Below are 20467 nucleotides of genomic sequence, written 5' to 3'. Positions count from 1 at the left end.
TTCAGGATTTGATGCTACTTCCACTCTTACATCATTAACTAAAAAATCATTTATGAATTGCTCTACCTTATCATTTGTTCCCACTGGAACTGTAGATTTTACAACTACTAAACAATCTTTTTCTATATTTTCTGCAATTTGCCTTGCTACTGTTGCAATATATGAAAGATTAGCTGCCCCATTTGGTAATTCAGGTGTTCCTACTCCTATAAATATTGCATCAGCATTTTTATATGCTGACTTGTAGTCCGTTGTATAATGTAATCTTCCTTCTTTATAATTCTTTTGCATAAGTTCTTCTAGACCTGCTTCATAAATTGGAGAAACTCCACTTTCCATTAATTTAACTTTTTCTTCATCAATATCTACGCAAGTAACCTTATGTCCCATTTCAGCAAAACAAACTCCTGCCACAAGTCCAACATATCCAGTTCCTGCCACTGCTATTTTGTACATAGTGCCCACCTTTATTTATTTATTAATTAAATTTTTATATTTATTTATAATTATTTCTTCATCAAATTCTTTTTCAGCTTTATTTCTACTATTTTTTCCTAACCTAATTTTTTCTTTTTTAGATAATTTTATAAATTTTTCTAATTTTAACGCTAAATCTTCCACATTCTTTATTTTAACTAAAAATCCATTATAATTATTTTCAACAATATCTCTACATCCAACATTATCTGTTGTAATAATTGGTTTCCCCATTGAAGCTGCCTCTATAAGAGTTTTAGGAACCCCTTCTCTATAAAAAGAAGGCAATACTATACAATCCGAATTTCTTATCTCTTCTCTAACATCTTTTGAAACACCTAAATACTTGATATATCTTTTATTATTATCCAAATATTCTTTTTCTATAGCTTCTTCATTATCAACATTTAACGGACCTAAAAGTTGAAATTCAACATCTTTATATCCTTTTATTTTTAAAATTTTTGCAGCTTCTATATATTCCTTAATTCCTTTAGTCCAAATCATTCTAGAAATTAATAAAAAAACTATTTTTTCTAAATTCCTCTGTTTTTTAACAGGTTTAAACTTTTTCAAATTAACTCCTGAACCTGGAATTCTTTCAACTTCTTCTTTTTCTACTAATTTTGAATTTAAAAATAAATTCATATCATCTCGGTTTTGAAAAAAAATTTTAGTTGGATGTTTGAAAGCTAGTTTATATAAAAGCTCTACAATTTTTCTAGTTTTATTAGCTGACATAAAAACATTTCCTAACCCATTAACATTACTTATAGTTTTTATATTTAAAATTTTCGCTACAAAATTACCATAAATATTAGGTTTAATGCTATATAATAATGTATAATCAGGTTTTATTTCCCAATACAATCTAAATATTTCAAAACTTAATCTTAAATCATCAATTATATTTTTGCTACTCGATTTTATATTTAAGTTATGTTTATAAATCTTTAAATTATTTATCTTTTCATTTTCGTTATCAATCCCTGAAAGATGTACTTCATAACCTAATTCTATCATTTTTTTTATTATACCTAGCCTAAAATTGCATAAACTCCAAATATCATTTTCCATTAAAAGTATCTTTCTTTTCATTAAAATATTCCTTTAAAAATTTTTGCTATATATTTAATATCATCTTCTTTTAACATATTATGAAATGGCATGGATATTTCATTTATAGACATTGCATAAGAAATTGGATAATCTTCCATTTTATATCCTAAATTTTTATACGCTGTAAATAATGGCAATGGCTGATAATGAACATTTGTTGCTATTCCTTCTTCTGCTAATCCTATAATAATTTTATTTCTTTCTTCTAATGTTTTATTTACTAATCTCAAAGCATATATATGTTTTGAACTTTTTCTATCTTTTAAATCAAATTCAGGAAGAATTATTCCTTTTATATCTTTAAAATATTTTTTATACCATGAAACTATTTTTTCTTTTTTAACAAGTATTTCACTATCATATCTTTCTAATTGAGCTAATCCTATAGCTGCATTAATATCAGTCATATTACATTTGTAACCTGGAATAGCTATATCGTACTTCCAAGCCCCCGCTTTCATTTTTGATAATGCATCTTTATTTTGACCATGTAATGAAAGTAGCATAAACTGTTTATACATATCCCCATTATCTAAAGCTTTATTTTCTTTCCAAGTTAAAGCTCCGCCTTCTGCTGTAGTTAAATTTTTAACTGCATGAAATGAAAAACTTGAGAAATCTGCAACACTTCCTATTTTTGATCCTTTATAAGTGGCCCCAAAAGAATGTGCTGCGTCAGCTAAAATTAATATTCTTCCTAATTTTTCTTGTAAAGTTCCTTTTTTAGGATTAAATAATCCTTTTTTTTCTTCAACTATTTTGAAAATTTCATCATAATCAGCTGGCATACCACCTATATCAACTGGGATAATAGCTTTTGTTTTTTCTGTTATTGCTTCCTTTATTTTTTCTGAATCAATTAAAAAACTATCTGATTTTATATCTACTAAAACAGGAGTTGCTCCAACATGTAATATTACGCTTGCACTTGCTGTATATGTATAAGCTGAAGTTATTACTTCATCTCCTGGACCTATATCAAACAATCTTAATGTTAATTCCATAGCTGCTGTTGCTGAATTAAAACAAACTGCTTTTTCAGTTTCACAATACTCTGCTATTTTCTTTTCAAATAACTTTGTTTTAGGTCCTGTAGTTATCCATCCTGATTTTAAAGTATCCACAACTTCATCTATTTCTCTTTGTGTTATATCTGGTGGAGAAAATGTTATTGTTCTTTTCATTTAAATCAACTCCTTAAATTTAGTTTCTTCTTTTAAAATATTAATTCCAATTATTTTTAAAATTGTTATAATTATCAATTTAATATCAGATATTACTCCTATTTTTTTTAAATATCTTTTATTTAAATCTATTTTATAGGGCATAATTTTTTCTATATAAAATTTTTCTGGATCATCTACTTTTCCTAAAATTTCACTTTCTTCTGAGAATATTATTGAGGCATAATCTGTTATTCCTGCCCTTACTTTTAATATTTCTTTTTGTTTATCCGAGTACAGTTTGACATATCTAGGCACTTCCGGTCTTGGACCTACAAAACTCATATCACCTTTAAAAACATTCAAAAGCTGTGGTAATTCATCTATTTTAGTAACTCTTAATAGTTTTCCTATTTTTGTTATTCTTTTATCTGCTCCTATAGTTATTTGTTTACTTCCTTCTGTATTCTCTCTCATTGTTCTAAATTTATAAATTTCAAATAATTTTTCATTTTTAGTCACTCTTATTTGTTTAAATAATATTGGTCCCTTTGATGTTAGTTTAATAATTATTCCAACTAATACCATCAGAGGCAAGAAAAATATTATTCCTAAAAAAGAAACTATCACATCAAATAATCTTTTTAATAGCATATTACACTCCTAGTTATATTCAACTTCCTTATATGTTTTTACCATCTCATGCATTACTTCTTTTATCTTATCTTTACTTTCTAGCTCTATTACATCTTTGAATTTATCCAAATAATAAGATATCTCTATGTTATCTTCTGTCATCTTTGTTATAAATATCTTATCATTTTCTGTCTTTATAGCAGCAGCAGTATCATACAATAGTTCTTCGTATAATTTTTCTCCTGGACGAAGACCTATTACTTCTATTCCTACTTTTGCATTTGAAAGCTTTATCATATTTCTTGCTAGATCCATTATCCTTACAGGTTTACCCATATCAAGAATAAATAATTCTCCTCCAATACCTAGTCTTCCAGCTTCTATTACTAGTCTACTAGCTTCTGGTATTGTCATAAAATATCTTGTTATGTCCTTATGAGTTACTGTTAAGTTTTTACCCTCAGCTATTAAAGATTTAAATATTGGAATAACTGATCCATTACTTCCAAGTACATTTCCAAATCTTACAGCCATAAATTTTGTCTTACTTTCCTTATTTTTATTTTCAACTATTAGTTCACAAGCTCTTTTAGTAGCTCCCATTATATTTGTTGGATTAACTGCCTTATCTGTAGATATCATTACAAATTTTTCTACGCCTACCTCATCCACCACATCTACTAAATTCTTAGTTCCAAATATATTATTCTTTACAGCCTCTTCAGGGTTATGTTCCATTAAAGGCACATGCTTATGAGCTGCTGCATGAAATACAATATTTGGTTTATATTTATTAAATACTTCTCTTAGTTTTTTCTTGTCTCTTATACTACAAATCTCACTTTGTAAATCGATTCCTGGATAATGCCTTTGTATTTCAAGCTCAAGTAAATAAAGAGAATTTTCATTAAGATCTATATTAATAAGTTTTTTAGGCTTATATTTTGCAATCTGTCTTGAAAGCTCTGAACCAATACTTCCTCCACCACCAGTTACAATTATTGTTTTTCCTCCTAAGAAATTCTTTAATCCGCTATCATCAAAGGTCTGTTCCTCTCTTCCAAGTAAATCATATATATTAATATTTCTAACTTGATCTGCTAGAGGTTTATTATTTAATATATCTGATACATATGGAAGTATTTTAATCTCTAGATTATCAATATCTTTTATCTTATCATAGATAGAATTAATTTCATCTGTTTTCATTGAAGGGATAGCAAGTATAAAAGTTTCAATATTAAGCTCTTTTATTACTTTCTTAGCCTCATCACCATTTCCAAAAACATCTATTCCATTTATAAGGATTGAATCTTTTTTAGGATCATCATCTAAAAAACCACATATCTTATATGGAAAACGTTTATTTAATCTACTTTCACGAAGTAAAGCAAGTCCTGCTTCTCCAGCTCCATAAATCAATGCTTTTTTCTTGTCTAATTTTTCACTTATCTTTTTTTCTATTTTCTTAGAATATCTTTCTTTTCTCTGTATTCTAAAGAAAAACCTAGCTAAAAGTTGAAAACTCGTTGCAAAGACAAACAATAAAAATACAAATTTTAACTGTGTATTCCTACTGAATAATAAAAAAATCGCAGTAATAGATGCTGAAATTATATTTATTGTTACCAAGGACAATACATCCCTGGTATCTGTATAACTCCAGCTTACTGCGATATCATTTTCTATTGAGGCTATAAAAAACCCTATTACCAAATACATGAAAACTATTGTCTTATTTCCCTCGTGAAGTTTATCATAAAGAATAAAACTTGCAAGTATACCTGCAAGTAAAATAAAAAATATATCTAATAAAACTTTAATTATTGTTCTTCTATTTTTAAGTATTCTTCCCACAATGGTTCCTCCTATTTATAATACTTTTTATTTAATCACTATTCTTTATATATACAACTATTTAAATAAGTTGTCAAGTGTTTTGATGATAAAAATACTTTTCGGGCCAATAGTTACCTTGTTTTAGATTATTATTTGCTTCTTTTTGTTCTATTTAAATTATTTACGACCATAAGCTGCTGTTACTGTTCCATCAATTACGTCCATTGGTGGTATTACTGATGGATGTTCTTCACCAACTACTGGTTTATTTTTATCTGGAATCAAAGCATCTACAAAAGTTTCTGCTACTTTAGAAGAAGAATCACCTGAATCAGTTATTCCCAAAGTTACAGCTTCACTTGATTTCATAAGAGTTATCTCATGAGTTGCTATTTTTTCAACCTTTAATTGATCTCCAACCATCCCTAAAACTCTATATTCATCATTTGCAGCAAAGGAAACACTTGCTAAGACTGCAAATATCATTATTACTTTTTTCATAATTTTCCTCCCTTATAAATTAGAATTCAAAACATAAACATGCTGAAGCTATGAAAGAAACCCTATCTTCTTTTCTTTCCTTAGTTAAATCATAAGCCCCTGCAGTAAATGAAATAGGAAAATGTGGGAATGGTACAAACCCAACTCCTGCACTTACTATATCAGATGAATAATCTGCTATTAAACTGACTTGCGGCATTACATAAACAGTCCCTGAAACAAATGGATATATATGATCCTTTTTATCCCCTGACTCATTTACTTTGGCAAAGTTATTATTTCCAGCTCCCACTGTAAATACCATTGGCAGTGTGTCATTTGGTACTAATTTTGTTACTGCTAAGTACATGCTAGGACTTTTATCATGATCATTATCGCTACCATGCCATAGATTAATTCCATCCATTCCAACAGCAACTCCTATTAACTTATCTCTAAAACTATGACCTGCTGAAATATTAAGAGCTCCTCTGTTAAAAGCTCCCCCTTCAACTGGATCAATACTTCCTATACCAACAGATATAGTTCCCCCTATTTTTTCACCACTATCTCCATAACCTACTCCAAAAGAAAGTCCTCCATCTGTATCATGTTTATCTGTTATTCCGGAAAGTGCTACAAATCCTCCTCCAGCACTTCCTGCAAGCCCAGATGGAACATTCATACTATAACTAGGTATAGAACATTCTTCACTAAAATCATTACATCTACATATTTCAAATTTTTTAGTTTCATCTCCAACAGCTAATGCCATTGTACTTAAAGCTACTAATCCTATCATTACCTTTTGGTATCTTTTCATATCAGTCCCCTTTCAAGATTTTAATTATGCTTTCACTATTTATTTTTCTAGTGGGATACACTCCCATGAATATCCCTATTCCTAGGGACAATAATAGACTAAGTGATATTTGAAACAAATTAAACACAGGATATATACTTATTAATTTTCCAATTACAAAGCTTCCTGTTATTCCTAAAAAAATCCCTACAAAACTACCTACTGAAGATATTATTACTGCTTCTAATATAAAAACCTTTGTGATATTTTTAATTCCCATTCCCATAGCTCTAAGTATTCCTATATGTTTACTTCTTGCCTTTATATTATTTCCTATTAGATTTAATATTCCAAAGGCTCCAAGGGCTAGAGATATAAATGCTATTATCCCTAAGGTTCTATTTACCATTTTTTTTATCTTTACTACTTTTTTATAAACTTCTGGAGTTTCAAGTAATCTTAAATTACTATATCCTCCCTTGCTAAGTTTTAATTTATTAATTAATCCTTGTGCATAATCTTCTGGATTCTCATCCTTGTCAAATGAAATTATCATGGAATCATATTTATATATATTAAATAATTCCTGAAATTTATTTTGGGATACTATTATTCTATAACCTTTTTTCATAAGTTCAAAGGGATTTTTTTCTTCATACAAATCTTTAACTATAAATTTTCTCTCAAAATTATTTATAGTTAATAGTAGCACGTCCCCTATATTCTTATCTTTGTACTGATTTTTATCAATAATTATTTCGTTATTTTTTAAGTTATTTAATCCTAAAGTTTTAAGAGCTTTTTTTGAATATCCAATGAAAATTACATCATCCACCCTCACTCTTGCACGGGGAAACATGGCGTACTCTACAAAGGGATAATTTTCTATCATATTCATATCTCTTCTTGATAGACTATCCCCACCTATTATTATTCTATTTTCACCAAGGGAAGAAAGATTATTATTAATTATCATTTCTCCTCCCCTAGATATGGAAAGAGTTATAATCAAAGCTGTAATTCCTGAAATTACAGCAAACAATGGAAAAATAACCTTTCTTCTATTTCCTAATATCATTTTTAGAGCTAACCAAAATTCCATCTACTTCACAACCTTTACTTTTTCTCCTGATTTTACTTTAAATGGATTTACTATAACTTCTGTTCCAACTGGTAAATCAAGAACTTCATAATTGTTTAAGCTTCTAGCACCAATCTTAACTTCTCTTTTCTTAGCTACTCCATTTTCCACAACAAAAACAAAATATCTTCCACTTTCTTCTAGTACAGAGAAATTATTTACAACTGGTACATCTTCCTTTGCTTTTTTAGAAATTTCAACATCTGCTACAAATCCAGGTTTTAAATTATTTTCACCAGTTATAGCAACCTCCACTGAAACTACCTTATTATTTCCCTTAGCACTTGATCTTGCTGCTGAAGAAACCTTATCCACATAACCAGTGTAAGTATTATCTCCCATAGAATCTCTTGTTATTATTCTAGCCGATTGCCCTTTTTCCAGAGTCTCTGCTTCATATGAAGGAATTTCTAATATTACTCTATTTTCTCCCTTAGCTGCTATTGCCACAAGTCTTTCACCTGGAGAGATTAAGCTTCCCTCTGCCACATCTACATTTATAATTATCCCTGAAACTGGAGCTTTTAAAGGATTTTTTAATTGTTCCTCTCTAATTTCCAAAGTTTCTCTTTGTAATTTTAATTTTGAAAGTTCTGATTTTATCTTACCCTCATCAATATTAAGCTGTCTTCTAAGACTTTCATAGCTTACTGTCATTAAATTATATTTTTGTTTATTTAAATCTAATTTTGTTTTTAGTTCTTCATATTCCATTAATTTTTGATTAGCTTCTATTGAAGAAACTCCGTCTTCAGCTAAAAGTTTTTCATATGTTTTTGCTTGTTTTTCAACTATTGGTAATTTTTTACTTTCATTTTTAATGCTTTCTTCCAAAGATTTTATTTCTAGCTGCTTATTATCAAGTTCTAATTTTAAAGTACCACCATTTAAATCAGCTATTCTAAGTTCAGCGTCTTCTATATCAAGGGCATTTATCTTTAATTGCTTTTCATTTTCAAGTAAGCTCTTATTTGAAAAGACCATTAAATCAGTTCCCTTTTCAACTTCTTCACCTTCTATTGCCATTACATTTTCAACAACTGCTGGCGCCTCTATATAGACTGGAACTAATTTTCCTGGAATAACAGTTCCACTATACATTCCTGCATCTGAAAGAGCTCCCACCCTTACATTTTCAACTTTTACTTCCTTTGTATTTAGAGGATCCACCTTTAAAATTAAACCTCCAGTTACTAAAACAATACCTGCAATTATTATGATCTTCTTTTTAGTTAAATTAAACATCTATGTATACCTGCCTTATTTATATATATTTTCAAATTCCATTGTTGCAATTACCAAGTTTCTAATCATTTCATAATACTGTGCTTGAGAATTTCTATAACTATTTACAGAATTCAAATAATCAAATGTAGTAATTAAACCATTTTCATATCTCATATTATCAATTTTTACATTTTCTTTTAAATAATCAGCTTCCTGCTTTGAAGCTAAGGCTCTTCCATAAAGGGCTTCTACCTTTCTTTCTCTACTATCTCTTTCTAGCTCTATCCCTCTCATATTATCCTCATACTCAAGTTTTGCCTTTTCATATGACCATCTTTTTTGACTTACACTATCCATTGTTCCACCCCAAGCAAATGTATAGCTAAATCCAACTTCAAGAGCGTATCTATCTTCCTTAGCTCTCTTTACTAAATGATCCCCCTCTTTATCCTTATACTGGAAAGTAGGTTTTAAATAGAATTTTGGATATAAATCTGATTTTGCTATATTTAAATCATATTTTGCAACATCCACTTTTAATTGTTCCTTTTCTCCTAAAGTAGTCATAGTTATTTCTTTTCCAAATCTTTGTTTTATGTCCCCTTTATTTTTCATAAATTCACGTAAATTAAATTCTACATTTTCATATTTAGTATCAAGAGGATAATTTAATATCTTACTTAATTCACCCATTGCTAATTTTTCAAGTCTTATATTTTCTAGTTTTAAACTTTTATTTCTTTGTAAATTTGCCTTAACTTTTAATAATTCAGATTTAGGTATTAATTTACCCCCAGCAAATAGTACTTCTAATCTTTTTCTTTGGCTTTCTAAAGCTTCTATTGTAGTGTTTGATATTTCAACTTGTCTTTTATAGTTTAATGCTTCAAAATATTTAGAAACTGCAAGTTCTTCCACAGCATTACCAACTAATACTTGATCTTTTTCAGAAATATTATATTCTGCAGCAGCTTTTTTGTATGAGTTTATATTTTTTCCCCCTACAAAAAGTGGAATATATGCATTAATCTCATTAGCTCCAAAACCTTCATCCTTAACTATATCCCATTCTTCCTCTGCAGATAGTCTTATTGGTGGCAATATCAAATTCTTAAATGCCTTATCCTTTGTTTTTTTTCTAATATTTTTCTCAAAATCTTGTATTTTGATTTGATTATTAGATGTCTTCGCCCTTTGTATTACATCTTCTACTGTTAATCCCATTGAATAACTTTCTAAACATATTGTGAAAAGCCCCATTAAAAGATAATACTTTTTCATTATTCTTCCTCTCCCTTCCAGTTTCTAAATTAATATTTTCATTCATTACTATTTTTCTTGGATTCTCTTTGGTTAGTTCAATATATCTTCTTTCACCAACTATTTTTTTAAGTTCTTCTAAATAATGAGATACATCATAGTTTCTATTTTCAACTCTATGAGCATCTGTTCCTACAACTTGTATATATCCTTCTTCTAATAAAAATTTAATTTTCTTACTCATATTTTTAACTATACTAAGATTCATTTGAAAAATCACTTTTTTTTCATATAACTTCATAAAATCATGAAATTTTATATATGGGTATCTTTCAACATGAGCAAGCACAGGAACATAACCCCTATCTATTAGATTATCTATTATTTTTATATATGCTTGATATATTAGAGGTCTTGAAAATTCTATAAGTATATATTTACTATTATTTATAGTATATACCTTATCTATAGCTTTCATTACCCCTTCTCTTAGATCAACTTCATTTCCCCTATACAGATTAATAGGAAGCTTTCTTTTGAAAACTTCCCTTTGTAATATATTAAATTTTTCTTCATACTTCTCATTCTCAAATTCTAAAACTTTATAGTGAGCTGTGCATACTATTCCTGTATACCCTAAACTTATAGCTTTTTCTATATGTTCTATTGATTCTTCCAAGCTTCTTGCTCCATCATCAACAGAAAACAATATGTGAGAATGAATATCTATCATTTTCTTCTTCCTTTCAAATCACCAGATATTTGATTTTTGTATTCTTTACTAAATCTATGTATGAATTGTTGAATTTTATTCATTTTTTTATATTTTCTCTTTATTATTTTACGTTTATTTTTCTTTTCTACTTCTTTTTCTTCACCACCATAATATTCCTTATAGTAATGGGAATAATTAGTATAATATCCATAATTTCCGTAAGATAAACCTGACTTGTCAACCTTGTTAACAACAAAACCGTAAACGTTTGCATTAGCATGGTCAAGCATATCTTTAGCAAATTGCAACTCTTTTTTTCCTACTTGGTCATATCCAACAACTAACACTACACCATCAACAAATTTTGATAATAATACTGAATCTGAAGCTACTGCTATTGGTGGATTATCAAGTACTATTGTATTATAATGAGGACTTAATGAATCTAATATTTCCTCTATTCTTTCTCCTAAAAATAATTCTGTTACACCTTGTTCAACATGTCTAGATGGTATTATATCTAAGTTAGGTAAGGCATCTCTTATAATTACATCTTCTACAGAAGCTTCCCTCATAAGAACTGATTCCATTCCTCTTTCAAATTTAACTCCAAAGCTCTCATGAGCTCTTGGTCTTCTAATATCACAATCTATAAGCAAGGCTTTTTTTCCTGATGTTGCCACACTTGCTGCGTAGTTAGAAGCTAAAAAAGATTTACCCTCGTTTGGAATAACACTTGTAAATATTATTTTTCTTCCCATTTTCTTTTCATTTAAAAAACTTAAATTTGTTCTTACTGCCCTTAAGGCTTCTACTACTTCTACTTCTTCATTCCCTTTAAAAAAAATCTTTCTTTTACCCATTAGTTTTCACCATCCGTATCTTCTTCATTTTTGTCACTGTTATCCTCAAATTTAGGAATCATTCCAAGCATAGGAGCCCCTAAAATACTTTCTATTTCTGAAGGTTTTCTAAGTTTTTTATGAATACTCTCTACTATAAAAGCAAGTCCCATTCCAAGCATCACACCTAATATAACAAAAGCTGCAAGTATAATTGCTCTTTTTTTAGGTAGTGCGTGAGTTGGTATTTCTGCTGGCTCTACAACCTTTACATTTCTAATATTCATAACTTCTACTACTTTGTTCATGAATTCCTTTGCAAATTCATTTGTTACAGATGCTGCTAACTGTGGGTCCCCATTTTTATAACTTAGCTTTATTATTTCAGTATCTGAAACTGGAGATATTGAAATTGCCCCTGCTAAATTTTCTGGAGTAGTTTCTAGGTCATATTTATTTATCACTCTTCTAAGTATACTCTTACTTTTTGCAACCTCTGAGTAAGTTATAACTAATTTTTGATTAAGAGATATATCACTATTATCTATTCCAACACTTGCCATTCCACTAGATACCATTAAAGTTGTTTCAGCTTGATATACTGAAGGTCTAGTTAGCGCAAAGAAAAAACCAATAATAATTACTGGTATTATCGTTAAAACAATAAGTTTCCATCTTCTTATCATTACAAATATTAAATCAACTAAATCAATCTCATCTTCTTCTGGATTATCATAATAACCTTCATAGGATTGATTATAACCATAATTCCTATTTATTTTTTTCCCTTTTTCCATTTGTTGAGCTCCTTAAAAATATTTTGTATAGCCCAATTTTAACACATCTTCTATGTTTTGAAAATAATTTATTTAATTTTATTTTATAATATTACATATATTTTAAAAAAATATTTTTTCAAAAATGTTATTAATTTCTTCTTTAACTTTATATTTCTTCTTTACTACCTCAATCTTTAATAATCTTTCAATTTCCTTATCTATTAAATCTAAATCATGAAAATCGTCAACATAAGAAATGTAGTTTAAATGAGATAACCATTTTATTGTTCCCATTGTTTTTGATATGGGTGATCCAAAAACAATTACAGGGGTATTAGTGATTACTGCAAATATCATTCCATGAAGTCTATCAGTTATTACAAGTTTATGATTACTTATTTCTTTTAATAAATTTAAACAAATTTCTTCTCTATTTTTAACATTAATTTTTCCTCTACTATCAACAACTGTGTTACTTACTTTAATACCTAATTTCTTAGATTTTAATATTGATTTTATTTTTTTTAAGATTCCAGCTGTAACTATTTTTTCTGGATCATTTCTCATAAGTAATATAGCCCCGTCTCTTTCATCTGACAATTCTTTTATATAAGCATCTTCTAAATAAAAAGCAATATCTGGAGCTAATAATATCTTATTATTAATAAAATTTTCTTTCCCTATTTTAAAACTTTCCTTTTCTCTAGTTATTATAGTTAAATCTTCAGCCTTACCATATATTTTTTTACTAATATTTTCTTCTTTTTTAGATAGAAAATTTATAGTTTGAGGCATGATAATTATCTTATTATTTTTATATTCATCTATCACTTCTCTTCTTGATACTTCTTCATTTAGCCAAATATCTCCTAAATTTCCTCCTCCACAAAGTATTAAAGTGTCCTTTCCAGTGATTATATTTTTTATTATATCTTTATTTCTTTCATATGACTTTCTTGTTATTTCTATTATTATTTTATCCTTGTACTTTTCTTTAAGTAATTTAAGAGTAGCCACAGCAATCAGTTGATCTCCTAGATTACCGTGATCTGGGGACAACATAAATATTATTTTTTTTTCATCTTGATATTTTTTAAGTCTAGATAATCTAATTTTTTCTCTTATATTTTTTAGCATATTTCCCCTCCTTAATTTATATGTACATTTTCTTTAAAGTTACCACCTATATTTACAAAAGTCAAATACATTTTTTATACTTTTATTTTTTTGAAATATAATTATACAAAATTCTAAAAAAACTAACCCTTTAATTTTAAAGAAACAAAAAAAGAGACCAATAATTTTTTTCTTATTAGTCTCTTAACTATTATTTATTAATTCCTTCTCTCTTTAATATTCCTATTAATATTATTGTAAACAATAATTGGTATACTTTTCCAAAATAAAATATAGGTTCTGCCAATCCATATAATAACATATATATTAATACAGCTATAGGAATAATATGTTTTAAATCTCCACTTTTAATATATTTTTTTATTAATTTAATAAATATAGAGCCTATAAAAATCATATAAGATATTAAATTTAAAACCCCTTGAGTTGCAAAAGTTTCAATATATACATTATGAAAACTAGATACTTTTTCAACTTTTGTTTTTCTTAAATTATCCCTATTGTATTCTTTAAATCCAACACCAGTTAATGGCTTTTCTATTCCTTGTCTTAACCCTTCTTTAAATATTGTGTATCTGTTATCTTCTTTTATTTTCTTTATACTAGAAATCTTAGATAATCTTTCCAAACCATTAATATGACTGCTATACTCTACTAATCCAAAAACTAAAGATAAAATTAAAGAAAAATATATTAACCCTTTTTTACCATATTTAATAATTAAAAGTATTCCTATAGTAAGAGGAATCATAAGCATTGCATTTCTTGATTTAGTAAAATAGATTAATACTAAAGTTATCCCTGTATAAAAAGTATAAGCTAGTTTTAAATACCATTTTTTATATATAAATATAGATATTACACCTATGAAAAAATATATTCCTATTTCTCCTGCATATATTGTAGTATATGTTCTCCCAGAAATTCGATATACTGATAGTTGTGAACTGTGTAAATATATATCTTCTAAACCTCTATACAGACTCCCTAAAGAAAAAAAACTTATTAAAGGAAAAATATAATTATTATAATTTTCTTTTATATCTATATTAATACATAAAAGTAAAAATATAACTGAATATAACCCCATCCCAAGATAAGCATTGATCCTATCTGGAATAATTTCATTTGTTAAAAAACTTCTTGTTAATAAAACAAAATATATTATTCCGCTTATATATAACCATTTATTTTCTATAATTTTTTGTCCTTTGTTTTTATAAATAAAAAACAAAGACGATATCATTAAAATAATTGAAAAAATATATTTGGTATCTCCCCCTCTTCTCATTAAGAAAAATAAATATAAAAATCCTATTAAGTTTATAATTTTTTCTTTGTTAATTTTTTTTATAATTAAATTCATTCTAATACTTCCTTTATTTTATCTACTATTTTTTCTTCTCCAAATCTTTTCAAAGATTTTCTTATTAAATTATTATCATATTTTTTTTCTCTTATTAAGTTTAATTTATCTAATAACTCTTTTCCATCTCCAACTTTAAAAAGTTCTCCTATTTCACCCTTTAATAATATTTCACTAGGCCCATATTCACAATCTGATGAAATAACTTTTGTTCCTGTATAAAGAGCTTCTACTAAAACAAGTCCAAATCCTTCTCCTTTACTTGATAATATAAACGCTCTCGCTTTTTTCATATAAATATATGGATTCTCTTTTTCTCCTAAAAATATTACTTTATTTGAAAGCTTTAAATCTTTTACTTTATTTTCTAATAACTTTTTATCTTCCCCATCCCCTATTATATAAAGCTTTTCTTCTCCAAGATAATTTTTAAAAGTTCTTATTAAAGTTGTCACATCTTTTTCTTTTTCATTTAATCTACAAACGGTTAAAAAATATTTGTCATTTAATAATTTTTCATTTCTTTTTTCATTTAACATCTTATCCATTTTTCTAAAATCAATAAGATTATAAATCATAAATACTTTTTTATTTTTAAAAAATTCATTTCTATTTATTTCTTTATACATACCATTAGTTATTACTATAATTTTATTATAATAATTTATTTTTTTTTCAATCTTTTTTTTTATTCTCAAATCTTTGTAATTAGAGTGCAGCCAAATAATCTTATCTATTTTTTTTTCTTTTTTTATATACTTATAAAAATCACCATCTAAAAAATCTATAACTGAATCTATATTTTTTATAAATCTATTAAATCTTCTTTTTTTTAAAAATGAACTTTTTAAATTATTAATAAAATTTTTATTTTCTTTAATTTTTTTATTTTCTTCAAAAGTTAGTAGGTAATGATAATTAACTATTCCTTTAATTTCGTTAAAAAAATAGCTATTACTTTTAACTTTATTTAATAAATATATTTCATATTTTTTAGTTTTGTGCAATGCTTTAATTATATCTACCAATAATTTTTCTGCTCCACCCATTTCTAAAGAATCTATACAAAAACCTATTTTTTTCATTTCGTTACCCCTCTATTACAGACTCTCTGTTCCAATATACACCTTTTCTAATTACTTTAGCTGGACTTCCTATAGCTATTGAATTTTTTTCTATTTTTCCGCTAACTACACTACTTGTCCCTATTACTGATCCTTTACCTATTTTACTACCTTTTAATATCATTGTTCTTGAAGCTATCCAAACATTATCTTCTATCAAAACTTCTTTTCCAATGTTTATTCTTTGATTATTTTCTTTATCATATATTTTATGAGAATCAGTATTTCTAATTTCTATGTCATATGAAAGCATACAATTTTTACCTATTTTTATATCATATGGCTCTAAAGATACTATTTGAGTTGTTGAACACCCTGTACCTTCTCCTATTTGTATCAATCCATTATTATTTTCCATAATAATAGTCAAATTATTCAAATCACATCCATCTTCTATTATTACTTTATTTTCTACTCCTTTTATCCAAATATTACTCTTATTTATTCTTGAGCCTTTTTTTAAAATCAACTCATTTTTTTCCCCTGAAATTTTTATTTTTGAACTTTTAACTAATCCTTCATTTTTAAAATTATTTTTACCTCTTATCTTAACAAAACTTCTTTTTAATAAATATTTCCATTGAATTTTATACTTCATCTTCTAACCTCTTTATCTTTTTTATAAGCCTAGAATATTTGAAATTTTCTTTATATTTATCAGTCTTTATTCCAATATTAGCTAAATTAATTTCTTTATTAATAATTTTTATCATCTTATTTTTCAAGTCAGCTTTAGAAGCAATATCAAATATAGATCCTATTTTTTCATTATTAGTTATATCCTTTACTGCACAAGTGTTTGATGTTAATATATAATTATTAAAAGCCATTGCTTCCACCATAACTATTCCAAAACTTTCCCAACGAGATGGTAAAACAAAAACTTTAGACTTATTGTAATACTCATCTAATTCTTTTTTATTTAAAATAGCCCCAGTAAATACTATATTAGTCTTTTTCTCTGGGTTTTTAACATAGAATTCTTTTATTTTGATTCTAAAATTTTCTTCTATTGGCCCAACTAAATAAAATTTCCAATCTTTTAAATCTATTTCTCCTAGCACTTCCAATAAAAATTCTGTATTTTTTTCAAATGTCCCTAGTCTTCCAACAGTTAAAAATATATTTTCTTTTTCAGTATAAGATTTAACTTTGAAAGTACAATCTATATATAAATCATCATATCCATTAGGCAAGTATATAGATTTTCCCTTAGTCGAAATACCCGCATAAAAATCTTTCATATAGTTATATCCCTCTAGGCTTTCATAACTAATTAAGTCTATATTTTTTAATAATTTTTTTCTTTTTTTATATTCTTTCAATTGCCTCTTTTTTCTAAAAAATTCTCTTAAATTTTGAGGCTTCATTGTTAGTTCCGTAAGTTCTTTTTCATATATTATAGTATTAAAATCAGCTTTGACATATATTTTACCATTTGGATTAAATTTTTTATAGAAAAAAGCATTCCAATAACTACATTTAGTTACATGAAAGAGCATAAGTATATCTATAGTTTTGGCATTTTTACAAATATAAAAATACAAAGGAATTCTTTTAAAAAAAATTACCCAAGGAGCAAAGTTTTTTATATATTTAAACCACCTTTTTATTTTTATTATTTTTACGCCTCTTATTTCATCAGAAAGATCATTTTTTAAATTACAAGTTACAATTTCACTATCCCAATTTAAAATATTTTTAGAATAAATTGGAATCATTCCACTATCTTTTCCTATCCATGAATATTCAAATTCTTCGCATATATGTACAAGTTTCATAACTTTACCTCTTAATTTATTTTCTTTATAAAAATTCTATCGTAATTTAATGAATTATTTAACCCAAACTTACAAAAAAATTGTTTTCTTTTAAAAATTTCTTTTTTTCTTTCATAATAATAATCTTCATTTAAACTCTTTTTTTTACTTCTATCCATTTTATGGTAAAGATGTAATTGAATTAATTCTGTTCTAAACTCTTTTCCTAAAATTTTTGAAACAGTTAATCTATTTCCAAAATCATCATCTTCATAACCCCAACCTTGGTAATTTTCATCATAACCGTTTACCTTAATATAATCTTCTTTGAATATAGAATAACTCATCCCCGCTAATCTTATTCCTCTTTTAGATAAATAAAATTTTTTTAAAATTCTTCTCTTCTTATCTATTTTATATTGGTCTTTCATATCCTGTATGTATCTTTGATTTACTAATTTAATTATATTTTCATAAGCACCTTGTTTTTCTAATTCTTTTAAAATTTCTTCTTTTTCTTCAAAAATTGTATTTTGAGCCCTTCCTAATAAAAATTGACCTTTTTTAGATTCTTTTACCATTTTTTCCACATAATTTTCTGGAAATATTAAATCTTGATCACAAAATATTAATAATTCTCCTTCTGAATTTTTAACAGCATTATTCAATGCTCTTGCTTTTCTAAATCCAATATCCTTCTGATAAATATATTTTATTTTAAATTTAGCCTTTCCTACTAAATCTCCAATATAACCCTCTATTTTTTCACTAGATCCATCATCAGTTATAATTAACTCATCTGGAACAATTGTTTGTCTTAACAAGCATAAAAAGCCTGCTCTTAAATGTTCTAACCTATTATAAACCGGTATTATAACACTAACTTTCATATTTAATTTCCTTTAATAATTTATATTTAAAATTTTATTATTCAACTCTTTTAATTTATTTTCTGCTTCTTCTTTTGTCTTCCCATTAACCCCATAATAATACTTTATCTTTGGTTCTGTTCCTGAAGGTCTTATAGTTATATAAGTATTATCTTCTAATATTATTTGAATTACATTTGACATAGGTAAATCTGAAGGTAGGCTATAATCTTTTATTTTTTTTACTTTTATATTATTTATTTCTTTTGGAGGATTATCTCTTAGATTTTTCATTATATTTTCTATTTCTTCTAATCCTTCTTTTCCTTCTTTTTTTATAGCTGTTAAGCTTTCCATATAATATCCATATTTTTTATATAATTCATCTAGTTTATCTTCTAAACTTAATCCTAAAAAATTATAATAAGCTGCCATTTCTCCTATTAACATAGCTGATATTATACCATCTTTATCTCTAGCATGAGTTCCTATTAAATAACCATAAGATTCTTCAAATCCAAACAGAAATTCTCCTTCTATTTTCCCTTCTTCAAATTCTCTTATTTTTTCTCCAATATATTTAAATCCTGTAAGAGTTCTTATGACACCTACATTTTTATCCTTTGCAACTATATCTAACATTGGAGTTGAAACTATTGTTGAAATAACTTTTGCATTTTTTGGTATATCTTTTTTATTTTCTAAAATATAGTTCATAAGTAATAGTCCCACTTGATTTCCATTTGGATATATCCATTCCCCTGACTCTGATTTAATTGCTATCCCAACCCTATCTGCATCAGGATCATTTGCCATTACTATATTAGCTTTCTTGTCTTCTGCTAACTCTATCCCAAGTTTAAATACTTTTGAATCTTCTGGATTAGCGTAAGCACAAGTTGTAAACTCTCCATCTGGCATTTCTTGAGAAGGTACTGTGTAAATATTTTCAAAACCACATTCTAATAATATTCTTTGTACCCCTACTCTTCCAGTTCCGTGAAGTGGAGTATAAACTATCTTATAATTTTCTTTTCCTGGTATATCTTTATTTATAACTTGTTTTTTTATTTCTTCAATATATTTATCATCTATTTTTTCATCTATATAATTTAACAAACTTTTATCAAGAATTTCTTTCTTAGATATTTTTTTTACATTTGATAAATCATTTATTTTATTTACTTCTTCTACTATTCCACTAGCTTGTGGATCAACTATTTGTCCTCCATCTTCCCAATAAATTTTATAACCATTATATTCAACTGGATTATGAGAAGCTGTAATAACTATTCCAGCCATACATCCTAGCTCTCTTACTGCAAAGGATAGTTCTGGAGTTGATCTAAGAGACTTAAATAAAAAAGATTTAATTCCGTTTGCTCCTAATACTAGCGCAGTTTCAAGGGCGTATTCTTTACTTCCTATTCTACAATCATAGGCTATTGCTACTCCCTTTTTTTTCGCAGAATTTTCATCAACTTTTAACATGTAATTAGCTAATCCTTGAGTTGCTCTTCCTATCATATATTTATTTATACGATTAGTTCCTACTCCCCGAACTCCTCTCATACCACCTGTTCCAAATTCTAGATTTTTATAGAATCTATCCTCTATTTCTTTTTCATCTGTAAGTTCTAATAGTTCTTGCTTATCCTTTTCATCTATCCAAGCAGAATTTATCCAATTTTCAAATCTCTCATCTATTTTCATATTGCCCCCAAAGAATTT

General features: G+C 26.8%; 20 protein-coding genes. All 20 read right to left on the bottom strand.

Annotation, left to right across the window (positions count from 1 at the left end; all coding sequences use genetic code 11):
• A partial coding sequence (locus Q7K47_05600) for a 3-hydroxyacyl-CoA dehydrogenase NAD-binding domain-containing protein (GenBank protein ID MDP0506694.1) occupies window positions 1-456 on the bottom strand: 456 nt, incomplete at its 3' end.
• A 15-nt stretch (window positions 457-471) separates the two neighbouring features.
• A complete protein-coding gene (locus Q7K47_05595; protein MDP0506693.1) occupies window positions 472-1575 on the bottom strand; it encodes a glycosyltransferase family 4 protein in 1104 nt (367 codons plus the stop codon).
• Window positions 1575-2780 carry a DegT/DnrJ/EryC1/StrS family aminotransferase gene (locus Q7K47_05590; GenBank protein ID MDP0506692.1) on the bottom strand — a complete coding sequence of 402 codons (1206 nt, stop codon included), beginning with the start codon at window positions 2778-2780 and terminating at the stop codon, window positions 1575-1577. The genes Q7K47_05595 and Q7K47_05590 overlap by 1 nt, the downstream gene beginning before the upstream one ends.
• Window positions 2781-3413 carry a sugar transferase gene (locus Q7K47_05585; GenBank protein ID MDP0506691.1) on the bottom strand — a complete coding sequence of 211 codons (633 nt, stop codon included), beginning with the start codon at window positions 3411-3413 and terminating at the stop codon, window positions 2781-2783.
• A 9-nt stretch (window positions 3414-3422) separates the two neighbouring features.
• Complete coding sequence (locus Q7K47_05580; GenBank protein ID MDP0506690.1) at window positions 3423-5252, bottom strand: nucleoside-diphosphate sugar epimerase/dehydratase; 1830 nt, start codon at window positions 5250-5252, stop codon at window positions 3423-3425.
• Window positions 5253-5411: 159 nt separating this feature from the next.
• Complete coding sequence (locus Q7K47_05575) at window positions 5412-5735, bottom strand: hypothetical protein (GenBank protein MDP0506689.1); 324 nt, start codon at window positions 5733-5735, stop codon at window positions 5412-5414.
• Window positions 5736-5754: 19 nt separating this feature from the next.
• The gene (locus Q7K47_05570; protein MDP0506688.1) at window positions 5755-6537 is read right to left on the bottom strand and encodes a hypothetical protein; all 783 of its coding nucleotides are present in this window, start codon (window positions 6535-6537) and stop codon (window positions 5755-5757) included.
• 1 nt (window position 6538) lies between these two features.
• On the bottom strand, window positions 6539-7618 hold the full coding sequence (locus Q7K47_05565) for an FtsX-like permease family protein (GenBank protein ID MDP0506687.1): 1080 nt from the start codon (window positions 7616-7618) through the stop codon (window positions 6539-6541).
• Window positions 7619-8902 (bottom strand): efflux RND transporter periplasmic adaptor subunit, encoded by a 1284-nt coding sequence (locus Q7K47_05560; protein ID MDP0506686.1) that lies wholly within the window; start codon window positions 8900-8902, stop codon window positions 7619-7621.
• A gap of 15 nt (window positions 8903-8917) precedes the next feature.
• On the bottom strand, window positions 8918-10165 hold the full coding sequence (locus Q7K47_05555; protein MDP0506685.1) for a TolC family protein: 1248 nt from the start codon (window positions 10163-10165) through the stop codon (window positions 8918-8920).
• Window positions 10062-10877 carry a CpsB/CapC family capsule biosynthesis tyrosine phosphatase gene (locus tag Q7K47_05550; protein ID MDP0506684.1) on the bottom strand — a complete coding sequence of 272 codons (816 nt, stop codon included), beginning with the start codon at window positions 10875-10877 and terminating at the stop codon, window positions 10062-10064. Before Q7K47_05550 ends, Q7K47_05555 begins: the two co-directional genes overlap by 104 nt.
• Window positions 10874-11722, bottom strand: a complete 849-nt coding sequence (locus tag Q7K47_05545) for a CpsD/CapB family tyrosine-protein kinase (protein MDP0506683.1) — start codon at window positions 11720-11722, stop codon at window positions 10874-10876. Before Q7K47_05545 ends, Q7K47_05550 begins: the two co-directional genes overlap by 4 nt.
• On the bottom strand, window positions 11722-12498 hold the full coding sequence (locus tag Q7K47_05540; GenBank protein MDP0506682.1) for a Wzz/FepE/Etk N-terminal domain-containing protein: 777 nt from the start codon (window positions 12496-12498) through the stop codon (window positions 11722-11724). Before Q7K47_05540 ends, Q7K47_05545 begins: the two co-directional genes overlap by 1 nt.
• Window positions 12499-12600: 102 nt before the next feature.
• Window positions 12601-13617 carry a polysaccharide pyruvyl transferase family protein gene (locus Q7K47_05535; GenBank protein ID MDP0506681.1) on the bottom strand — a complete coding sequence of 339 codons (1017 nt, stop codon included), beginning with the start codon at window positions 13615-13617 and terminating at the stop codon, window positions 12601-12603.
• A 190-nt stretch (window positions 13618-13807) separates the two neighbouring features.
• Window positions 13808-14983 carry an O-antigen ligase family protein gene (locus Q7K47_05530; GenBank protein ID MDP0506680.1) on the bottom strand — a complete coding sequence of 392 codons (1176 nt, stop codon included), beginning with the start codon at window positions 14981-14983 and terminating at the stop codon, window positions 13808-13810.
• Window positions 14980-16068, bottom strand: a complete 1089-nt coding sequence (locus Q7K47_05525; protein ID MDP0506679.1) for a glycosyltransferase — start codon at window positions 16066-16068, stop codon at window positions 14980-14982. The genes Q7K47_05530 and Q7K47_05525 overlap by 4 nt, the downstream gene beginning before the upstream one ends.
• Before the next feature lie 4 nt (window positions 16069-16072).
• Window positions 16073-16705, bottom strand: a complete 633-nt coding sequence (locus Q7K47_05520; protein ID MDP0506678.1) for an acyltransferase — start codon at window positions 16703-16705, stop codon at window positions 16073-16075.
• On the bottom strand, window positions 16695-17888 hold the full coding sequence (locus Q7K47_05515; GenBank protein ID MDP0506677.1) for a glycosyltransferase: 1194 nt from the start codon (window positions 17886-17888) through the stop codon (window positions 16695-16697). Before Q7K47_05515 ends, Q7K47_05520 begins: the two co-directional genes overlap by 11 nt.
• Window positions 17889-17899: 11 nt before the next feature.
• Complete coding sequence (locus Q7K47_05510; GenBank protein ID MDP0506676.1) at window positions 17900-18757, bottom strand: glycosyltransferase; 858 nt, start codon at window positions 18755-18757, stop codon at window positions 17900-17902.
• Between the two features lie 12 nt (window positions 18758-18769).
• Window positions 18770-20449: a phospho-sugar mutase gene (locus Q7K47_05505; GenBank protein ID MDP0506675.1), complete on the bottom strand. Its 1680-nt coding sequence runs from the start codon at window positions 20447-20449 to the stop codon at window positions 18770-18772.
• Window positions 20450-20467: the final 18 nt, after the last annotated feature.

It is taken from the genome of Fusobacterium sp. JB019, assembly GCA_030673965.1.
In the GTDB taxonomy this organism is placed as follows: Bacteria; Fusobacteriota; Fusobacteriia; order Fusobacteriales; family Fusobacteriaceae; genus Fusobacterium_B.
This window is presented reverse-complemented; position numbering and strand designations above follow the sequence as displayed.

Bases quoted from the DNA above. Each gene is read 5' to 3' on its own strand.
- Q7K47_05595 (MDP0506693.1), bottom strand. From the start codon at position 1,575: ATGAAAAGAAAGATACTTTTAATGGAAAATGATATTTGGAGTTTATGC.
- Q7K47_05590 (MDP0506692.1), bottom strand. From the start codon at position 2,780: ATGAAAAGAACAATAACATTTTCTCCACCAGATATAACACAAAGAGAA.
- Q7K47_05585 (MDP0506691.1), bottom strand. From the start codon at position 3,413: ATGCTATTAAAAAGATTATTTGATGTGATAGTTTCTTTTTTAGGAATA.
- Q7K47_05575 (MDP0506689.1), bottom strand. From the start codon at position 5,735: ATGAAAAAAGTAATAATGATATTTGCAGTCTTAGCAAGTGTTTCCTTT.
- Q7K47_05570 (MDP0506688.1), bottom strand. From the start codon at position 6,537: ATGAAAAGATACCAAAAGGTAATGATAGGATTAGTAGCTTTAAGTACA.
- Q7K47_05565 (MDP0506687.1), bottom strand. From the start codon at position 7,618: ATGGAATTTTGGTTAGCTCTAAAAATGATATTAGGAAATAGAAGAAAG.
- Q7K47_05560 (MDP0506686.1), bottom strand. From the start codon at position 8,902: ATGTTTAATTTAACTAAAAAGAAGATCATAATAATTGCAGGTATTGTT.
- Q7K47_05555 (MDP0506685.1), bottom strand. From the start codon at position 10,165: ATGAAAAAGTATTATCTTTTAATGGGGCTTTTCACAATATGTTTAGAA.
- Q7K47_05550 (MDP0506684.1), bottom strand. From the start codon at position 10,877: ATGATAGATATTCATTCTCACATATTGTTTTCTGTTGATGATGGAGCA.
- Q7K47_05545 (MDP0506683.1), bottom strand. From the start codon at position 11,722: ATGGGTAAAAGAAAGATTTTTTTTAAAGGGAATGAAGAAGTAGAAGTA.
- Q7K47_05540 (MDP0506682.1), bottom strand. From the start codon at position 12,498: ATGGAAAAAGGGAAAAAAATAAATAGGAATTATGGTTATAATCAATCC.
- Q7K47_05535 (MDP0506681.1), bottom strand. From the start codon at position 13,617: ATGCTAAAAAATATAAGAGAAAAAATTAGATTATCTAGACTTAAAAAA.
- Q7K47_05530 (MDP0506680.1), bottom strand. From the start codon at position 14,983: ATGAATTTAATTATAAAAAAAATTAACAAAGAAAAAATTATAAACTTA.
- Q7K47_05525 (MDP0506679.1), bottom strand. From the start codon at position 16,068: ATGAAAAAAATAGGTTTTTGTATAGATTCTTTAGAAATGGGTGGAGCA.
- Q7K47_05520 (MDP0506678.1), bottom strand. From the start codon at position 16,705: ATGAAGTATAAAATTCAATGGAAATATTTATTAAAAAGAAGTTTTGTT.
- Q7K47_05515 (MDP0506677.1), bottom strand. From the start codon at position 17,888: ATGAAACTTGTACATATATGCGAAGAATTTGAATATTCATGGATAGGA.
- Q7K47_05510 (MDP0506676.1), bottom strand. From the start codon at position 18,757: ATGAAAGTTAGTGTTATAATACCGGTTTATAATAGGTTAGAACATTTA.
- Q7K47_05505 (MDP0506675.1), bottom strand. From the start codon at position 20,449: ATGAAAATAGATGAGAGATTTGAAAATTGGATAAATTCTGCTTGGATA.